Origin of the sequence: Acinetobacter sp., assembly GCF_036659555.1 — a bacterium.
Taxonomy (GTDB): Bacteria; Pseudomonadota; Gammaproteobacteria; order Pseudomonadales; family Moraxellaceae; genus Acinetobacter.
On record NZ_JAVXCI010000085.1, the window covers coordinates 1 to 14507 of the forward strand.

Sequence of the window (14507 nt, forward strand, 5' to 3'; positions counted from 1 at the left end):
AATCTCCCCTAACCCCTCTTTGAAAAAGAGGGGGATGAACAGCATTGCTGTGCAAAGGAGTTCAATACCGCATTGAATTCCGAAATACCCCCTCCTTTGAAAAAGGAGGGTTGGGGAGGATTAAAAATGCTTAACTGACTGGCTAAGCCATTCGGCTAATTTCTACGGCAGGCAGAAATTACAGACCCGCTTCATACTCTGCGCTGGACAGCAGCTTTTCGACGTCCGCCATATTGTCCGGCTTGATTTTGTAGATCCAGCCTTTGCCATACGGCGCATCATTGACGAAATCCGGATCATCTTCCAGATCTGCATTTACTTCAACCACAGTGCCTGAAACTGGCGCATGAATATCTGAAGCGGTTTTTACCGACTCAACCACACCCGCTTGCTGGCCGGCAGTAATATGCGAACCCGCTTCCGGCGCCTCAACATAAACCAAATCGCCTAATGCATCCTGCGCATGGTCTGAAATGCCGGTTACGACAAGATCACCTTCAATGCGCACCCATTCGTGCGTGCTGGCATATTTTAAATCTGAAGGATGATTCATGGCTAACTCCTTAAAACTATTAAAATCATTTTTGGCATGTTTATACATGCTTTTGGCAGAAAACAAAAGAACAATCAAAGCTAGTTAAAGATACGGATCTTTGCGCCAATTGCTTGGGCTGCGTCCGTTCCAGCGCTTAAAGGCCCGGCTGAAATTGGCAACGTCGCTGTAGCCAAGCTCATCGGCAATTTGCTCCAGCGTAAAGTCAGTGCGCGAGAGCAGGGAAGTCGCATGGCGGTAGCGCACTTCATCGACTAAAGTTGAAAATGAAGTGCCTTCGGCCGCCAGCTGGCGCTTCAGGGTGCGGTCTGACATATGCAGCCGATCCGCAACTGCTTCAATGCTTAGGTAGTGCTGTTCTGAATGAGTCAGAATATCGCGCACGCGCATGGCCAGGCGGTGGCGCTCGCCCAAGGCGGACAGTTCCGCTTCGCACTGGTTAATGGCGATTTGGCTGGCAATCGGGTCGGCATGCACCAGTTTATTGCCTAAATACCGCTTATCAAAACTCAGCAGCAAATGCGGCTGGTCAAAGCGGAACTGATGATGTGGAAATTTCGCCATGAAGCGCTCAAAGCCTTCCGGCTTGGGAAAGTCAAAATCGATATCGCCGGAGGCATAGTCCGTGCCGGTAATGGCTTTGCCCATGCTGATCATGCCGAAAATCAGGGCAACGGCGATTTCTGTGCGCAAAGGCTCCAGGCTGACATCCGTCCGCAGCTGCACCGTAGCTTTACTGCCGAAGGTGGAGAAAAACAGCTGCAGGAAGGGCATCCGCAGTTGAATGAAGCGGTTGGCCAGCACCAAGGCATCGGTAATGTCATTGGCGGTCATAATGGCATAGCCAATAAAGCCATGAATTGAAATGCGCATTTGCGTGCCCAAATGAAAGCCTAAAGTCGGCTCGCCGGTCAAGCGCAGGGCATGCTGCACCAGCTCATTGGCAAGGGCGGTGGGAATGCGGTACTCAGGGTCTGCCAGCTGTTCACTGTGCAGCCGGAACGGGCCAAACAGGGTTTCGCTATTATAGCCCCAGCGGGAAACAACATCTAAAAGCAGTAATCCATAAACGCCAGGAATGCCTAAATCTTGGCGTGAAGAAGGTGTTTTCATGCGCGGTCCGTTGCAGTCTTTATATTTTTTATTTGTTCAAAGCTATATTGGCACGAAATATAATGTTCGGCTATTAAAATTGTTGGACAATTCAGCTTGCGCGCCCGGCAGCTGAATTTAACAATTCAGCTGCTTTTCATCCGGAATTTTATGCGTCCGCAGTTTCTTTTTTAAACACAATGATTTTTGTGGTGGAAATGAACAGCACATCGCCGTGCTGATTTAAGGCCTGAGTCACATAGCTGACAAGCGCGCGGTCATTCCTGCTTTTTGATGGCGTAATGGAATCAATTTCAACTTGGACATGCAGCCTGTCGCCGGGGCGTGTCGGGCGCGGCCAGCGCAGGCTGGATTCAGCGCCAATTAAGCCTTTGGCGATCGGAAAGCATTCTGTCCATAAGCGCATGGTCACCGCTGCGGTGTGCCAGCCGCTGGCGGCGATGCCTTGGAAGATGGGATGATCTTCGGCTTTATCTTCATCTAAATGAAACTCCTGCGGATCATAAGCCTGAGCAAACTGCTTAATTTCTTCCAGCTTCATTTCATATTCACGGCTGACAAAGCGGTCACCGACTTTGATATCTTCCAAATACAGCATCTATTTATTTCCTTTCTGGTTCATTGGTCTGTTGTTCAATTAAGAAGCCGCCGGTCTGGCGCTGCCATAAATGCGCATAAATGCCGTCCAGCGCCACCAGTTCTTCATGCGTTCCCTGTTCCGCAATGCGCCCCTGATCCAGCACAATCAGGCGGTCCATCTGCGCAATGGTGGATAGGCGGTGCGCAATCGCAATAACCGTTTTGCCTTGCATTAAATCGTTCAAGCTGGATTGAATGGCGGCTTCCACTTCAGAATCCAGCGCGCTGGTCGCTTCATCCAAAATTAAAATAGGCGCATCTTTCAGGAAGACCCGCGCAATAGCCACCCGCTGGCGCTGGCCGCCGGAAAGCTTGACGCCGCGCTCGCCCACAAAGGCCTCATAGCCGGACTTGCCGCGCATATCCACCAGCTGCGGAATAAATTCATCCGCCTGAGCTTTTTTCACCGCCTGATGCATTTCCTCATCGGTGGCATCTGGGCGGCCATACTTGATGTTGTCTTCTACAGTGCGGTGCAGCAGGGAGGTGTCCTGCGTCACCAGCGCGATATTCCGCCTTAAGCTGTCCTGCGTTACATCTTCTATATTTTGCCCGTCAATCAAAATACGACCTTGGTTGATGGCGTAAAAATGCAGCAGCAGCTGAATCAGGGTGGATTTTCCTGCGCCGGAACGGCCGACAATGCCGATTTTTTCACCCGGCTTAATGGTTAAATTCAGCTGATCGACCACATTTTTTGTGCTGTAGGCGAAGCTGACATTTTCAAACTTAATTTCGCCGCGCGGGACTTTTAATTCCTGCGCATCAGGCTTGTCTTTAATGCTGATTGGGCGTCCAAGCGTTTTCATTCCGTCCTGAATGGTGCCGATATTTTCAAACAGCGCGGAAGTTTGCCACATAATGAATTCCGCAATGCTGCTGAGCTTCAAAATCATGGCGGTGGCTGCTGCAATAACGCCCAGTTCGGCTTGGCCCTGCATCCACAAATAAACCGCTGTGCCAATCACGCCGGCATACAGCACAATATTCAGCAGGCTGATGCTGATGGAATATCTTGCGCCCAGGCGCATTTGCTTGAATACCGTCACCATAAACTGCTGCATAGAGCTTTTGGCGTACTGGCTTTCACGGCCGGCATGCGCAAACAGCTTAACGGTTTGAATATTGGTATAGGCATCAGTTACGCGGCCGGTCATGACTGCGCGCGCATCTGCCTGTTCATTGGAAATTTTGCTCAGGCGCGGAATAAAGTAGGCTGCGGAACAGATGAACAGAAGTAGCCAAAGCATCAGCGGAATCAGCAGCATGGGAGAGATGGCCCCCAAAACCAGGCTGACGGTGACAAAATAAATCAGCACATAGGCCAGCATGTCGCCCAGAATAATCCAGAATTCACGCACGGCAAGCGCCGTTTGCATGACCTTAGCCGACAGCCGCCCTGCAAAATCATTATGGAAAAAGTCCAGGCTCTGCCGCAGCAGCAGATTATGGAAGCGCCAGCGCAGGCGCATAGGAAAACTGCTGTACAGCATTTGGTGCTTTACAACCGTTTGCAGGCTGGAAAAGAAAACATTCGCCAGCAGAATGCAGGTCAGAATCGTCAGGTTCTGGCTGTGATTTTCTAAGAATGTGTCAGGCTGGCTTCGGCTCAGCCAGTTGACCAAATCGCCGATTTTAGCGTACAGAAAGGCTTCAAAACTGGCAGCCCCTGCGGTGCAGATGACTAAAAGCAGCAGATAGCGCTTTACACCGCTGGCAGCCTGCCATACAAAAGGGAAAAACTGGGTGGGAAGAGGTTCGTTTAGGCCTTTTTCGGGGTAAGGATCAACAAGTTTTTCAAACCACTTCAGCATAAGCTGCACCTTCAATTCTCAATAATGTTAAATTTCAGTAATTTAAATATTTTATATTAAAATCAATATCTTAGATGATAATCATAAAGACGCTTTTACCGGTGTAAACACCCTTTTAGCTGTGCTAACGCGTTTCTATTTACGCCCTGATTTACGCCATAATGAAAAAAAATGGTCAAAGCGTAAATTTTATGGGAACAATAGCTCAAAGATCTCTCTCAGACGGCACTTTAAGATATAGAGCTGAAATTCGCGTTAATCGTAAAGATTTCCCAGTATATAAGGAAAGCAAAACTTTTAGCACGAAGCGAATGGCTGAAAAGTAGCTTAAAAACGCGAAGCAGAAATTGAGGCTAATCCTAATATTCTGTACGGCAATCAGCATGAGGGCTTTCTGTTATTCGCATACGGCTTGTTCAACCATTTGCGTTGTTTGAACTGGAACTTGTATCCGCTGGGGGATTAGGTCGAATTGATGTATCTGGAAAGGCCCGTATGGCCCATATTGTATATGCGAGCATGGAACGCTTTGCTGAATCACCCGATATTGCATTACTGTCGTTATTTGAGGAACTAAGCGCGTTGTGCATTGCTTTTGCGGTGGGTTACCTGATGCGCATGATAATATATTTTGAGCCCTTTCATTCCCGCTGGGATATCCTCCGCCAGCAAAATGGCCCGACGCCAAATTGGTCAGCATTTGAAATTGCAGATCTCCTGCAAGGTTGTGTTCACTAAGCTGCCTTGCAGCCCAGCAATCCGCTTCCAATTCCTGTTTGCGTGTCCCGCCATGGTATCTTTCCATTTCCCCAAGTGCTGAAGTATGACCCAATTTATGGTGGGCGCATTCATGGGCCAGTGTGAATAGTCTTGAACTTGAAATATTTGCCAATGCGCTAGGATCAATATGGATAATTTTATTTCCGAACTGGTCTTTTTCCGCTGTAGCAATTTGCGGATTTTGCCCAGTAAACACGGGTAATCCGCAGAATGCATCATAGCCAACGGGTAAATACAGCTTATTGGCATAGGCATTTTGAATGCCGGCTGGATAAAGAATAAAAGCTGAAGAAAATATAATATGGCTTAAGCATCTTTTTAAGTTAAGCGGGTTTTTCGGATAGCTCAAGAATAATGCCCCTGTATTTAAGCTATATCAGCAACTGAGTATATCTTAAATTCCTAGGCAGCATTTTCAGATTTAGCGGCAAAATCTTTATCTTGAACCTTTGCATAAAATGCGCCGTGGAAAGTTCAGCGCCTGTTTGATCGCTATATATAAATGGCGGCATTTGATTGAGAATTATTTTGCAAATTGAAGGCATTGAAATGCCTGCCGAATGCTTTAATCACAATTGGAAAATACTCAAATTCACCTGCCTCTGGAAGATTGCCAAACAAAACCGGCTGCGTGCATGCTACAATGAAAGTGTACTGGTCAGTACACTTTGAGTGTGGCAGGTAATTTATTAAGCAGAGAAGGAGTATTTATGCATCGTATAGTTGTTGTTGGCGGTGGTGCAGGCGGATTGGAATTAGTGACCAAACTGGGTGACCTTATTGGCCATAAAGAGAATATTTCTATTACTTTGGTTGATGCAGGGCTGACTCATGTTTGGAAACCGTTATTGCATGAAGCAGCAAGCGGCAGCCTTGACTTAGCTGCAAATGAAGTTAACTATCTCGTTCATTCACACCAGCATAACTATAATTATGTATATGGTTCCTTAGTTGATATTAATAAAGATAAAAAATCGATTGATATCGAAATTATTAGCCTGATGAATCCAGAAATAAAATGCATCCGCAGCATTGAATACGATACGCTGGTTTTAGCTTTAGGCTCTAAATCAAATGATTTCAATGTCGCTGGAGTGAAAGAGCATTGCTACTTTTTAGACAGCCAAGATCAAGCAAAAAAAATTCATGACAATATTTTCATGTCGTACTTTGATATGAAGCAGCAAGTCATTCCCGCACAGTCAGATTATCATGTCGCAATTATTGGCGGCGGCGCGACTGGCGTTGAATTAATCTCAGAATTAATTAATTTGAAAAACAAAATGGCGGAGACTTTATTTAAAGAGTTAAGTCAGATCAAAGTTAAATTCACATTAATTGACTCATCAGAACGCCTTTTATCTGGATTATCGCCCAGCATTTCCAAAGAGGTCGAAAAAAATTTAGCGGCTATGGGCGTGAATATTTTAAAAAACGCTCGAGTTTCTGCCATTGATGCAGATAAAGTTTATTTTTCTGATGGATCAGCGCTGGAAGCTAATTTAAAAGTGTGGACTGCCGGAATTAAAGCGCCGCAAGTTTTAGAAGATTTAAACGGTTTTGAAAAAGACAATATCCACCGCTTAAAAGTTTATGCAACGCTGCAAACCTATTCTGACCCTAATATTTTTGCATTAGGAGATTGTGCGCACTGCCAGCTGGATGCAGCGCATCCCCCTTTAGGCGCTAGAGCGCAAGTTGCATCACAGCAAGCTGAATTCCTTGCGCTAAGCTTAATTAATCGCTTGGAAAATAAGAAATTGCCAATGTTTAAATTTGTCGAAAAGGGATCAATTGTTTCTTTAGGCAAGGAACAGGCAGTCGGCGAGGTTTTAAATGAGCTGAATATTTATGGAAAGCTTGCCAGAACTGCATATGATGCCTTGTACCGGTTGCATCAGGTGAATATTCACGGCTTGAACCAAACTGTACAGCTGCATAAAAGAGATAGCGCGGCCAAGAATTTACTGAAAAAATTTAAACTATACTAACCGCTGACCACAGATAAGCCTCTTCATTGGTCATGCTGAAGCAGGCTTATTCTGATGGCGCATCTGCAATGCGTGCCGTTTCAATCGTGATCTTTGTTAGGGGCCGCATCAGCAGGTTAAGCAATGCTCTGGAGAGCGCTCTCTAAAGCTTAAAAAGCTTGAATAGTTAATTAATAATCATATAATTACCCATTAAATGATAATGATATGTATTTAATATTATGTTTAAAGGCAAGAGTTTTGATTCCTTTCTGAAAGTTTCACACTATAGTTTCTCCGCATTGGCGTTTTGTGCAATTGCTGTCGCCATTTATGAAAAAGCTGCAGGGCAGGCGGAAAGCATTGTGCTTACGCCAGCGCTTAGCTTCATGTTTTTCTCATTTTTTGCGAAGTACAATTATGCCATTCAGTATTGGATAAATCAGATTGAAAGGATAAACAATGAAGAGAGAAGCCGGCAATTGGGGCAAAAAGAATGAACAAAATACAGAACAGTCACTGGCATTCATTTTTTTGGGTTTTTGGCATTTTAATGTTTGGCGCCAATCTTTCGGATATGATCGCAGCCCAAAAAATAGATAGGCGCTTCACGGTTTTTGTGTTTTTTGCATGCTGCGCTGCAATTCATGGCTTATACAAGAGATATAAAGCGGGTAAAGCCGGGCCAGTATAGCTGGAACTGCTGAATAGGTTTTATAGATTATGGCTGGCCTTGCTTTATATAAAAATGGCGCTTTTTTATGCCTCTACAGCGGACATAACCTGAACTGCGGAAGGGGAGGCATGTCCGTATTTTGGCTAAGCCCGCAATGCAGTCAGTCGTAGCCTTGGCGGAAAAAGGCTCTTATAAAGCCGGAATCCGGCTTGGGCCTGCAGTTGCAGGATTTTACTTACGGGTCTGCTTCTGAATTCACATATCATGTATATATTTAATTTTAATGAAATAATTTGCGAATTTTGAAAAATAGTTGCTATAATTCCGCCGCTTTTGGCACGGTTGTATTTCTCCTATCTTAATTGCAAACATCTTTTATGAATTTTAAATTTTTTGGTGCTGCGGCACTGCTGCTTGGGCTAATGAATCCATTGGCTGCTATGCCTTTTGACCCCTTAATTGGTACTTGGAAAGTAATTGATGACCGTACCGGTTATTATGTTTCAGATATTGTGATCCGCAAGAATTCCAAAACACAGCAATATAGCGCTGTCATCACAAAAAACCGGCCTCTGCCCGGCGCTCCAAGTTCAGAAGTGTGCAGCAAATGCCAGGGCAGCCTGAAGAACCAGCCAATTTTAGGCATGGAAGCGCTTAAGGGCCTTGTTGCTGATTCCAGCAATAAAAAATTCAGCCAAGGAATCTGGATCAGCCCGCAAGATGGGAACATTTATACTATTGATGGACGCCTGAATATTGCCGGAGATCAGATGAAAGTCTACGGCAAAGCAAAAAATGCCAATGCTATCAGCAATATGACTTGGAGAAAACTCACCGAAATGTAACAGCATGAAGCATTGAAAACCGCCGGATTGCATGATTGGGCGGTTTTAGCCACCATATTCAATGCAGGAAGGCTTATACAGCCTATATCTTATAAACGGCTGATTATTAATGACAACTTCGCCATCCAGCGCAAAGCCTAATTGATAGATGCCTTGCAGCTTTACCCTTGTTGGAGGGAGCAGAATTGTTATTGACTGCAAACCCATTTGATTAAAAGCCTGCTGGGTGATTTTCTCAAAAATCCGCTTTCCCAGTCCCCAATAATCAGGATGCAAGACCAAAGCTAAATCAGCATCTCCCGCTTCATACTGCAATCCGCCCCAGCCTGCAAATTTACCGTCAACAACAAATGCCCACGGGCCGTAGCCATATTCTTGCCACTGTTTTTCTTTTTCATTAACCCAGGCAATGCACTGCTTTTCATCAAAGTTAATCCCATCAGCCAAAGGCATTTGTTTCAGCACACGGCCATTTGTGTTCAATTCAATAATATCATTGAGGCTAATTTGGCTTAAGCGGCTAAATTGAATATTCACAGGCACTCTCTTAAATATTAGCGATGGTTATTCTTTTGCAATTTTTAAGGTATTTTACATTGGCATGCAAAAGTTTATATGAACAGGGCCGAAAACTTATTAGGATAAGCCGTTAATTTCCTGACGGGAAGCCATGAAACATCCATTGAATGCCATAAAGAATGACCAGAATTAAAATAATAAAGAAGAAAAATTCCATTTTTTTCATTTGCTGGCCGCCTCTAAAGTTTAAATAAATATCTCAATGGCTTAATTTCAAGTTTGAACATGCTGATCCTTTTCCTTCATTATATTTTAACATGCTTGAATTGGAGGACGCATATTCAATTTTTGCATCAGGATAGTGTTTGATAAATACCTGAATTACCGGATGCAAAACTGCTGAACATGCCTGATCGTTCGTGAAATATCTGACGGCCTGATTTTTTGGAATATAATAGGCTGCATAAATCCGACCATCTGCATATAAAGCTGCCGATGAAGCCGCATCGCTGTTCTTTTTCCTGCCTTCATAATAAATCGCTTTTGCAGTTTTCAGTTTATATGGGGCGGCAAAATCTTCAAAGTTTTTGGAAAATTCAATATAGTCCTTGCCTAAAATAACTGCTAATTCATTCTGAATATGCGAATCGCTGTTAATGCCGGATATGGTGGCGGAGTTTTCTAAATACCGCTCCAAATTAAGCTGATCTGCAAAGCTTGAAACTGGAATAAAAAGAAGCACTGCCATGCACAGATTTTTACAATTCATTATTTTACCCAGCCCTAATCAAAGCCTTTTAAGCTGCATTTTATTATCAAAGTTTAATAAACCGCTGCCAGCATAATATGCTCTGATAGAAATACCCAGCAGCAATTTTCAATTCACAGCAGTTTTTTAAAGCCTGTCCGCTTCTGAATCTAAAAAATGGCTGAATTTTCAAATACAGCATGCCTTTATTCGCAAAGCATTTTATCCTCTTTAAGGAAGGAGGAAGAAATGCCTGACTGCCATCAGCTTAGGGCGCAATCACCTTGAGCCAAGGCCAGCGCTCCTGATAGCTTTTGGCTTTTTGGCTGAATAGCTCCGGCTTTGGATTTTTAGGATTAATGCGGAGAATCCCTTGTTCTGTATCCGCTAAGCCGTTTGGAGCATAAAGCTGGCCGCTTTCAGCATCTAAGCCAATGCATGTGCCGGCAATAAGATAGCGGTCTATGCCGTCTTTAGACGACTGCAGCTGCGGGTATGTTCCGCCAAACCGCTGGCTGTACCAAAGGTGAACCCGGGCTTGATTTTTAAATTCGACATTGACATTCAAGTCGTGAAATAAACGCTGGCCTGTGGCAATAATTGCACTTTCAGCCTGCAGTGACAGGTCTTCGTCAAAGTAGAAAACGTCATAGTCTTTTATCCCCCATGCCGGCGGCAGCTTGGCTTGATGGTTCCATACGGTTTGAAACAAGCAGCCGGCGGTCAGCATGCATTGATTCAAACCCATTTGAGGCAGCCGTGAAATAATCTCACTATTCACAGGATTCGTCATTGCAGTCTTTAAAAAGCTTTCAGCGGTTAATGGCATCTTGATCCTATTTATATTTTCTGCAATTCAGCGCATACAGCTTAGCAAAAAATGCGGCTTGGCCTGAAGAAAAACTCCAAGCGAGGGCAGGCGGCAAGCCGAATGGCTTGCCTTTATTGGCTGATTTTGGAGATAAATCATTAAAAATACTGTATAATTTAATACAAATGATTTTTATTAGCATTTACTTAACAATGAAGAAATATCTCGTCCTGCTTTTTGTTCTATCTGCCCCCAATTGGGCGTTCTCTGCCAGCCATGACCCGGATTTCAGTCAGCCAATGCATCTTTCAGGGGATTCCTTAGGGATGAACCTAAACTCTGGTGAAGGTGTCTACAAGGGGAACTTTACAGCAGCGCAAGGCTCGCTGAAGCTGGAAGGAAGTGAAATACAATTCAAGCAAAAGCAGAATAGGGAATTAGACCGGATTATTGCCAAGGGCCAGCCGGTCAGATTTCAAAAGAAGAATTACCAAACAGGGGAGCTGATTAAGGGCAGCGCCAGAAAAGCGACATACGATGCCGGCAAACTGCTGGTTACGCTGGAAGGAAATGCTGAAATTTCCAGCGATTTCGGCAAGAGTTTCAAAAGCCCCATCATTACCTATGGCCTGACCACTGGCGAAATTGAAGCGCTCGGAAATAGCAAAGCCAGAGTTCATATCGTTATTCCGCCAAACCGCGCGAAGCAAAGCGCGCCAATTGTTAAGAATTAACTTCCGGCGGCTTTCCTGCAGTTTTTATAGGCTGAATTCGGCAGGGAAATCAGGCCGCTGTCCATGACAGTGCAGCGGTTAAAATTAACAGCAAATACAGCCCAGTTTGCAGTACGAATCTGCATAAACCAGCGGTGATTGGCCTGAAAAAGCAGCCTGCAGCAGGCTGCTTAATAGGAGCGATTTGATCTAGAAAATATCTTCCTAAAGTCAAGGCATCAAAAAATCCTACTCAAGCAGGTTTTTATAAATGACCCCGTCTTTCATAATAACCAGCAGGTTTTTAGCAGGTTCCGCAATTAACTTGATATTGGAAATCGGGTCTCCATCAACAAGCAGCACGTCGGCAAAAGCGCCTTCTTCAATGACGCCCAGTTTCCCAGGATAAGGGCTCCGCTCTCCTGACAGCTGCAGCAGCGATGCATTAGTTGACGTTGCCATTTTTAAAACGTCTGCAGGGCTGTACCAGCGCGTCATCGTGGTCAGCAGCGCGCCTTGGTTTTTGGTCATTTTCGGGTTAAACAGGATGTCGGTTCCCCAAGCTACGTTTAATTTGTATTTTTTTGCCAGTTCAAAAGATTTGTCTGTTCCCGCCTGAACTTTTTTCTGCTTTTCACGGTTTGCTCCAGCTTGCGGGTTGGCATATTCATTGTCAATAAATGCCTGCGAGCTGAACCATGCGCCTTTCTCCGCCATCATTTTAGCCGTGGGCTCATCCATCAGCTGCGCATGTTCAATGATTTTGACTCCGCCTTTTAAAGCGGTTTGAATTGATTTCGGCGTGTAGGCATGCACAGAAACATAGGTTCCCCAATTTTCGGCCGCGCTGACGGCCGCCCGGAATTCTTCTTCCGTATATTGGGAAACATCAATCGGATCATAGCTTGACGATACGCCGCCGCCTGCGGCCAGCTTAAGCTGAGTGGCGCCAAGCATCAGCTGTTCGCGGGAGCGCTTAAGCACTTCATTTGCGCCATCTGCAATAATTCCGCCGCCGGCAGCTTCCCCGCGGCTCAGGGCAGAGCTGCCCGAGGAGGGAATATCATAAGTCATGCGGAAGTCGCCGTGGCCGCCGGTCTGGGAGATGATTGCGCCGGAAGGCCATATTCTTGGGCCATTGACCATGTTTGCATCAATCGCGCGCTTTAACGCAAAAACCGGCCCGCCTAAATCGCGGACGGAGGTGAAGCCGCGCATCAAGGTATTATTGGCTTCTTGGGCGGCCATAAAGTTCAGGTCTGCAACTTCCGCAGTCATCATTTTAGCCGGAGGCAGGGCAGCCATCATGGCATGCCAATGCGCATCAACGAGCCCCGGCATCAGGGTTTTATTGCTGCCGTCAATTACATAGGCTCCTGCGCCGGGAGCCGTGACATTTGCGCCAATGCTTCGAATGCTATTGCCTTCAATCAGCACATTGACCGGGCCGCTTAATTTAGCGGATTTGCCGTCAAAGATCCGGACATTTTTGAATAAAATACTTTTGTTTTCAGCGTTCTTATTATCATGCGCCGGATCTGCAGCGCTGTGAGCGGATGCCGCGGCGCTGCATAAAAAAGCAGCGCCGCATAACAATTTAACTAAGGGCTTCATTGAACTTATTTCCTTGACGGTTAGTTAATGCACAAATAATTTTTATAGTTTCCTGTTATAGCATAAATAGCTTAAATTAATCGGTATTCATAAAATATCCAGATAAATCATAATTTAAATATAAATCATCTGGTAAAAAATAACGATGGGGCAAGGAGAGTGTGAAATTAAAACAGTGCTGGCATTTTCAGGCAGTCTGGGGCTGTAAACAGCTTGATATCAGCCTTCAAGTAAAGGTCTTTGCAAATATGCCGGCGCTCCCCTCAAGGAACGCCGGCATTTCAGGCCTTTAGTTGCCTGACAGCATATAGGGATTTGCCCTGAAGTCAGAGCCGGAAGGCGCCTGATAAATTTTCAAGCCGAATTCAGGAATAATCGCAATCAGGTGGTCGAAAATATCAGACTGGATCGCCTCATAGTCTTTCCAGGCCGTGATGTTGGTAAATGCATAGATTTCCAAAGGCAGGCCTTCACTGGTCGGCTGCAGCTGGCGGATAATCAGCGACTGGTGCTGCGCAATTCCGGGATGCTGCTTTAAATACAGCTCGACATAGGCGCGGAATGTCCCCAAGTTGGTCAATCTGCGCTGATTATAGCGCGCGGGATTGCTCAGCTTCTGGTTAAACTGCTCAATCTCTGCAGACTTGTCATTCAGGTACTGGCCCAGCAGCAGAAATTCCCTGAGCTTTTTCTGCTCATCTTTAGTCATGAAATGCACAGAGTTTTGATCAATATAAATGGAGCGCTTAATGCGGCGCACGCCCGCTGCAGCCATGCCACGCCAGTTTTTAAAGGTATCGGTGACCAGCTTATGGGTTGGAATGGTGGTCAAAGTCTTGTCAAAATTCTGCACGGTAATCGTATGCAATGACATATCAATGACATCGCCATCGGCATTCAGTGAAGGCATTTCTATCCAGTCGCCAATGCGCACCATGTCGTAGGATGAAATCTGCACCGAAGCCACCAAAGACAGAATGGTGTTTTGGAATACCAGCATCAGCACGGCAGCCATGGCGCCAAAACCGGCCAGCAAGGTAAATACGTCTTTCTTCAGGAAGGTGCCTAAAATCATCAGGCCGCAGACAATATAGATGATCAGCTTGACCAGCTGCAGATAGCCTTTAATCGGCTTGTTTTTAGACTTAGGATTGCGCTGATACACCAGATTGAAGATATTCAGCACTTCACTGATGGCTAAAGCGATGGTCAGGAAAATAAAGGCCTGCGAAACCGTCTGCACCAGGCTGATGAATTCCGCAGACACATGGGGCACGGTGTTAATGCCATTCATGATCACAACGGCAGGCACAATGTTGGTAATCCGGCGGATTACGCTGTGCTCAGCAATAATTGAATCATTGAAAAAGGGCAGTTTGGCGATGAGTTTGCGGATGCCACGGACAACCACCTGTTTGGCAATAAAAGTCGCCAAAATGGCCAGTAGAATGACCATGCTGAGCGAGGTCAGCATTTCCAGCCAAGGGTATTGATCAGACCAATCTTGAATTTTTTGAATAATAACGCTAAAACGCTCCAAAACCATCCTCATCGTGTGTTCAGTTAAAATTGCGCGCAGTTTATCGTCTTAATTTTAAAAGATTTTTTATAATAACGTTTTGCATACACAAAGCCTGCATCTTTTTACGCTTTGCTTGGTGCTTGGTGCTTGGTGCTTGGTGCTTGGTGCTTGGTGCTTGGTGCTTGGTGCT

Annotated in this window: 14 protein-coding genes and 1 pseudogene; 5 read left to right on the top strand and 10 right to left on the bottom strand. The window is 45.3% G+C overall.

Annotated features, from left to right (window positions below):
- Positions 1 to 178 precede the first annotated feature (178 nt).
- The 4 genes from gcvH to RSA72_RS11385 all read right to left on the bottom strand — a co-directional run bounded on the left by gcvH (position 179) and on the right by RSA72_RS11385 (position 4119).
- The gene (gcvH, locus tag RSA72_RS11370; RefSeq protein ID WP_068910206.1) at positions 179 to 553 is read right to left on the bottom strand and encodes a glycine cleavage system protein GcvH; all 375 of its coding nucleotides are present in this window, start codon (positions 551 to 553) and stop codon (positions 179 to 181) included.
- 84 nt (positions 554 to 637) lie between these two features.
- A complete protein-coding gene (locus RSA72_RS11375) occupies positions 638 to 1666 on the bottom strand; it encodes an AraC family transcriptional regulator ligand-binding domain-containing protein (protein WP_332622641.1) in 1029 nt (342 codons plus the stop codon).
- A 148-nt stretch (positions 1667 to 1814) separates the two neighbouring features.
- The gene (locus RSA72_RS11380) at positions 1815 to 2264 is read right to left on the bottom strand and encodes a MaoC family dehydratase (protein WP_332622640.1); all 450 of its coding nucleotides are present in this window, start codon (positions 2262 to 2264) and stop codon (positions 1815 to 1817) included.
- Positions 2265 to 2268: 4 nt separating this feature from the next.
- Entirely contained in the window at positions 2269 to 4119 is a 1851-nt protein-coding gene (locus RSA72_RS11385; protein ID WP_332622639.1) for an ABC transporter ATP-binding protein, read from the bottom strand.
- A 191-nt stretch (positions 4120 to 4310) separates the two neighbouring features.
- Between RSA72_RS11385 and RSA72_RS11390 the strand changes: the two are divergent.
- Positions 4311 to 4442, top strand: a pseudogene (locus RSA72_RS11390) (integrase); the annotation flags it as partial.
- Positions 4443 to 4516: 74 nt separating this feature from the next.
- Here the strand turns inward: RSA72_RS11390 and RSA72_RS11395 are convergent.
- A complete protein-coding gene (locus tag RSA72_RS11395) occupies positions 4517 to 5248 on the bottom strand; it encodes a hypothetical protein (protein WP_332622638.1) in 732 nt (243 codons plus the stop codon).
- 361 nt (positions 5249 to 5609) lie between these two features.
- Here RSA72_RS11395 and RSA72_RS11400 point away from each other — a divergent pair, with 361 nt between their 5' ends.
- The 3 genes from RSA72_RS11400 to RSA72_RS11410 all read left to right on the top strand — a co-directional run bounded on the left by RSA72_RS11400 (position 5610) and on the right by RSA72_RS11410 (position 8390).
- Positions 5610 to 6890: an NAD(P)/FAD-dependent oxidoreductase gene (locus RSA72_RS11400; protein WP_332622637.1), complete on the top strand. Its 1281-nt coding sequence runs from the start codon at positions 5610 to 5612 to the stop codon at positions 6888 to 6890.
- Between the two features lie 221 nt (positions 6891 to 7111).
- The gene (locus RSA72_RS11405; protein WP_332622636.1) at positions 7112 to 7369 is read left to right on the top strand and encodes a hypothetical protein; all 258 of its coding nucleotides are present in this window, start codon (positions 7112 to 7114) and stop codon (positions 7367 to 7369) included.
- Between the two features lie 553 nt (positions 7370 to 7922).
- Positions 7923 to 8390: a DUF2147 domain-containing protein gene (locus tag RSA72_RS11410; protein WP_332622635.1), complete on the top strand. Its 468-nt coding sequence runs from the start codon at positions 7923 to 7925 to the stop codon at positions 8388 to 8390.
- 45 nt (positions 8391 to 8435) lie between these two features.
- Here the strand turns inward: RSA72_RS11410 and RSA72_RS11415 are convergent, their stop codons facing one another.
- From RSA72_RS11415 to RSA72_RS11425, 3 genes are all read right to left on the bottom strand, one after another.
- Positions 8436 to 8927 (bottom strand): GNAT family N-acetyltransferase, encoded by a 492-nt coding sequence (locus RSA72_RS11415; RefSeq protein ID WP_332622633.1) that lies wholly within the window; start codon positions 8925 to 8927, stop codon positions 8436 to 8438.
- A gap of 241 nt (positions 8928 to 9168) precedes the next feature.
- Positions 9169 to 9657: a hypothetical protein gene (locus RSA72_RS11420; RefSeq protein WP_332622632.1), complete on the bottom strand. Its 489-nt coding sequence runs from the start codon at positions 9655 to 9657 to the stop codon at positions 9169 to 9171.
- 268 nt (positions 9658 to 9925) lie between these two features.
- Positions 9926 to 10405, bottom strand: coding sequence for a nucleotidyltransferase family protein (locus RSA72_RS11425; RefSeq protein WP_332622630.1), 480 nt, complete (start codon positions 10403 to 10405; stop codon positions 9926 to 9928).
- Between the two features lie 188 nt (positions 10406 to 10593).
- On the opposite strand from RSA72_RS11425, the gene lptA reads away from it, so the two are divergent.
- Positions 10594 to 11202: a lipopolysaccharide transport periplasmic protein LptA gene (lptA, locus tag RSA72_RS11430; protein WP_332622628.1), complete on the top strand. Its 609-nt coding sequence runs from the start codon at positions 10594 to 10596 to the stop codon at positions 11200 to 11202.
- A 228-nt stretch (positions 11203 to 11430) separates the two neighbouring features.
- Here lptA and RSA72_RS11435 read toward each other — a convergent pair whose 3' ends face one another.
- Together RSA72_RS11435 and RSA72_RS11440 are read right to left on the bottom strand one after the other, a co-directional pair.
- Positions 11431 to 12795 (bottom strand): metal-dependent hydrolase family protein, encoded by a 1365-nt coding sequence (locus RSA72_RS11435; RefSeq protein WP_332622627.1) that lies wholly within the window; start codon positions 12793 to 12795, stop codon positions 11431 to 11433.
- A gap of 289 nt (positions 12796 to 13084) precedes the next feature.
- On the bottom strand, positions 13085 to 14335 hold the full coding sequence (locus RSA72_RS11440) for a mechanosensitive ion channel family protein (RefSeq protein ID WP_332622626.1): 1251 nt from the start codon (positions 14333 to 14335) through the stop codon (positions 13085 to 13087).
- Between the last annotated feature and the right edge of the window lie 172 nt (positions 14336 to 14507).

What these genes read in the sequence shown, in the direction of transcription:
- gcvH (WP_068910206.1), bottom strand. Translation starts at nt 553, where the DNA reads ATGAATCATCCTTCAGATTTAAAATATGCCAGCACGCACGAATGGGTG.
- RSA72_RS11375 (WP_332622641.1), bottom strand. Translation starts at nt 1,666, where the DNA reads ATGAAAACACCTTCTTCACGCCAAGATTTAGGCATTCCTGGCGTTTAT.
- RSA72_RS11380 (WP_332622640.1), bottom strand. Translation starts at nt 2,264, where the DNA reads ATGCTGTATTTGGAAGATATCAAAGTCGGTGACCGCTTTGTCAGCCGT.
- RSA72_RS11385 (WP_332622639.1), bottom strand. Translation starts at nt 4,119, where the DNA reads ATGCTGAAGTGGTTTGAAAAACTTGTTGATCCTTACCCCGAAAAAGGC.
- RSA72_RS11400 (WP_332622637.1), top strand. Translation starts at nt 5,610, where the DNA reads ATGCATCGTATAGTTGTTGTTGGCGGTGGTGCAGGCGGATTGGAATTA.
- RSA72_RS11405 (WP_332622636.1), top strand. Translation starts at nt 7,112, where the DNA reads ATGTTTAAAGGCAAGAGTTTTGATTCCTTTCTGAAAGTTTCACACTAT.
- RSA72_RS11410 (WP_332622635.1), top strand. Translation starts at nt 7,923, where the DNA reads ATGAATTTTAAATTTTTTGGTGCTGCGGCACTGCTGCTTGGGCTAATG.
- RSA72_RS11420 (WP_332622632.1), bottom strand. Translation starts at nt 9,657, where the DNA reads ATGGCAGTGCTTCTTTTTATTCCAGTTTCAAGCTTTGCAGATCAGCTT.
- RSA72_RS11425 (WP_332622630.1), bottom strand. Translation starts at nt 10,405, where the DNA reads ATGGGTTTGAATCAATGCATGCTGACCGCCGGCTGCTTGTTTCAAACC.
- RSA72_RS11435 (WP_332622627.1), bottom strand. Translation starts at nt 12,795, where the DNA reads ATGAAGCCCTTAGTTAAATTGTTATGCGGCGCTGCTTTTTTATGCAGC.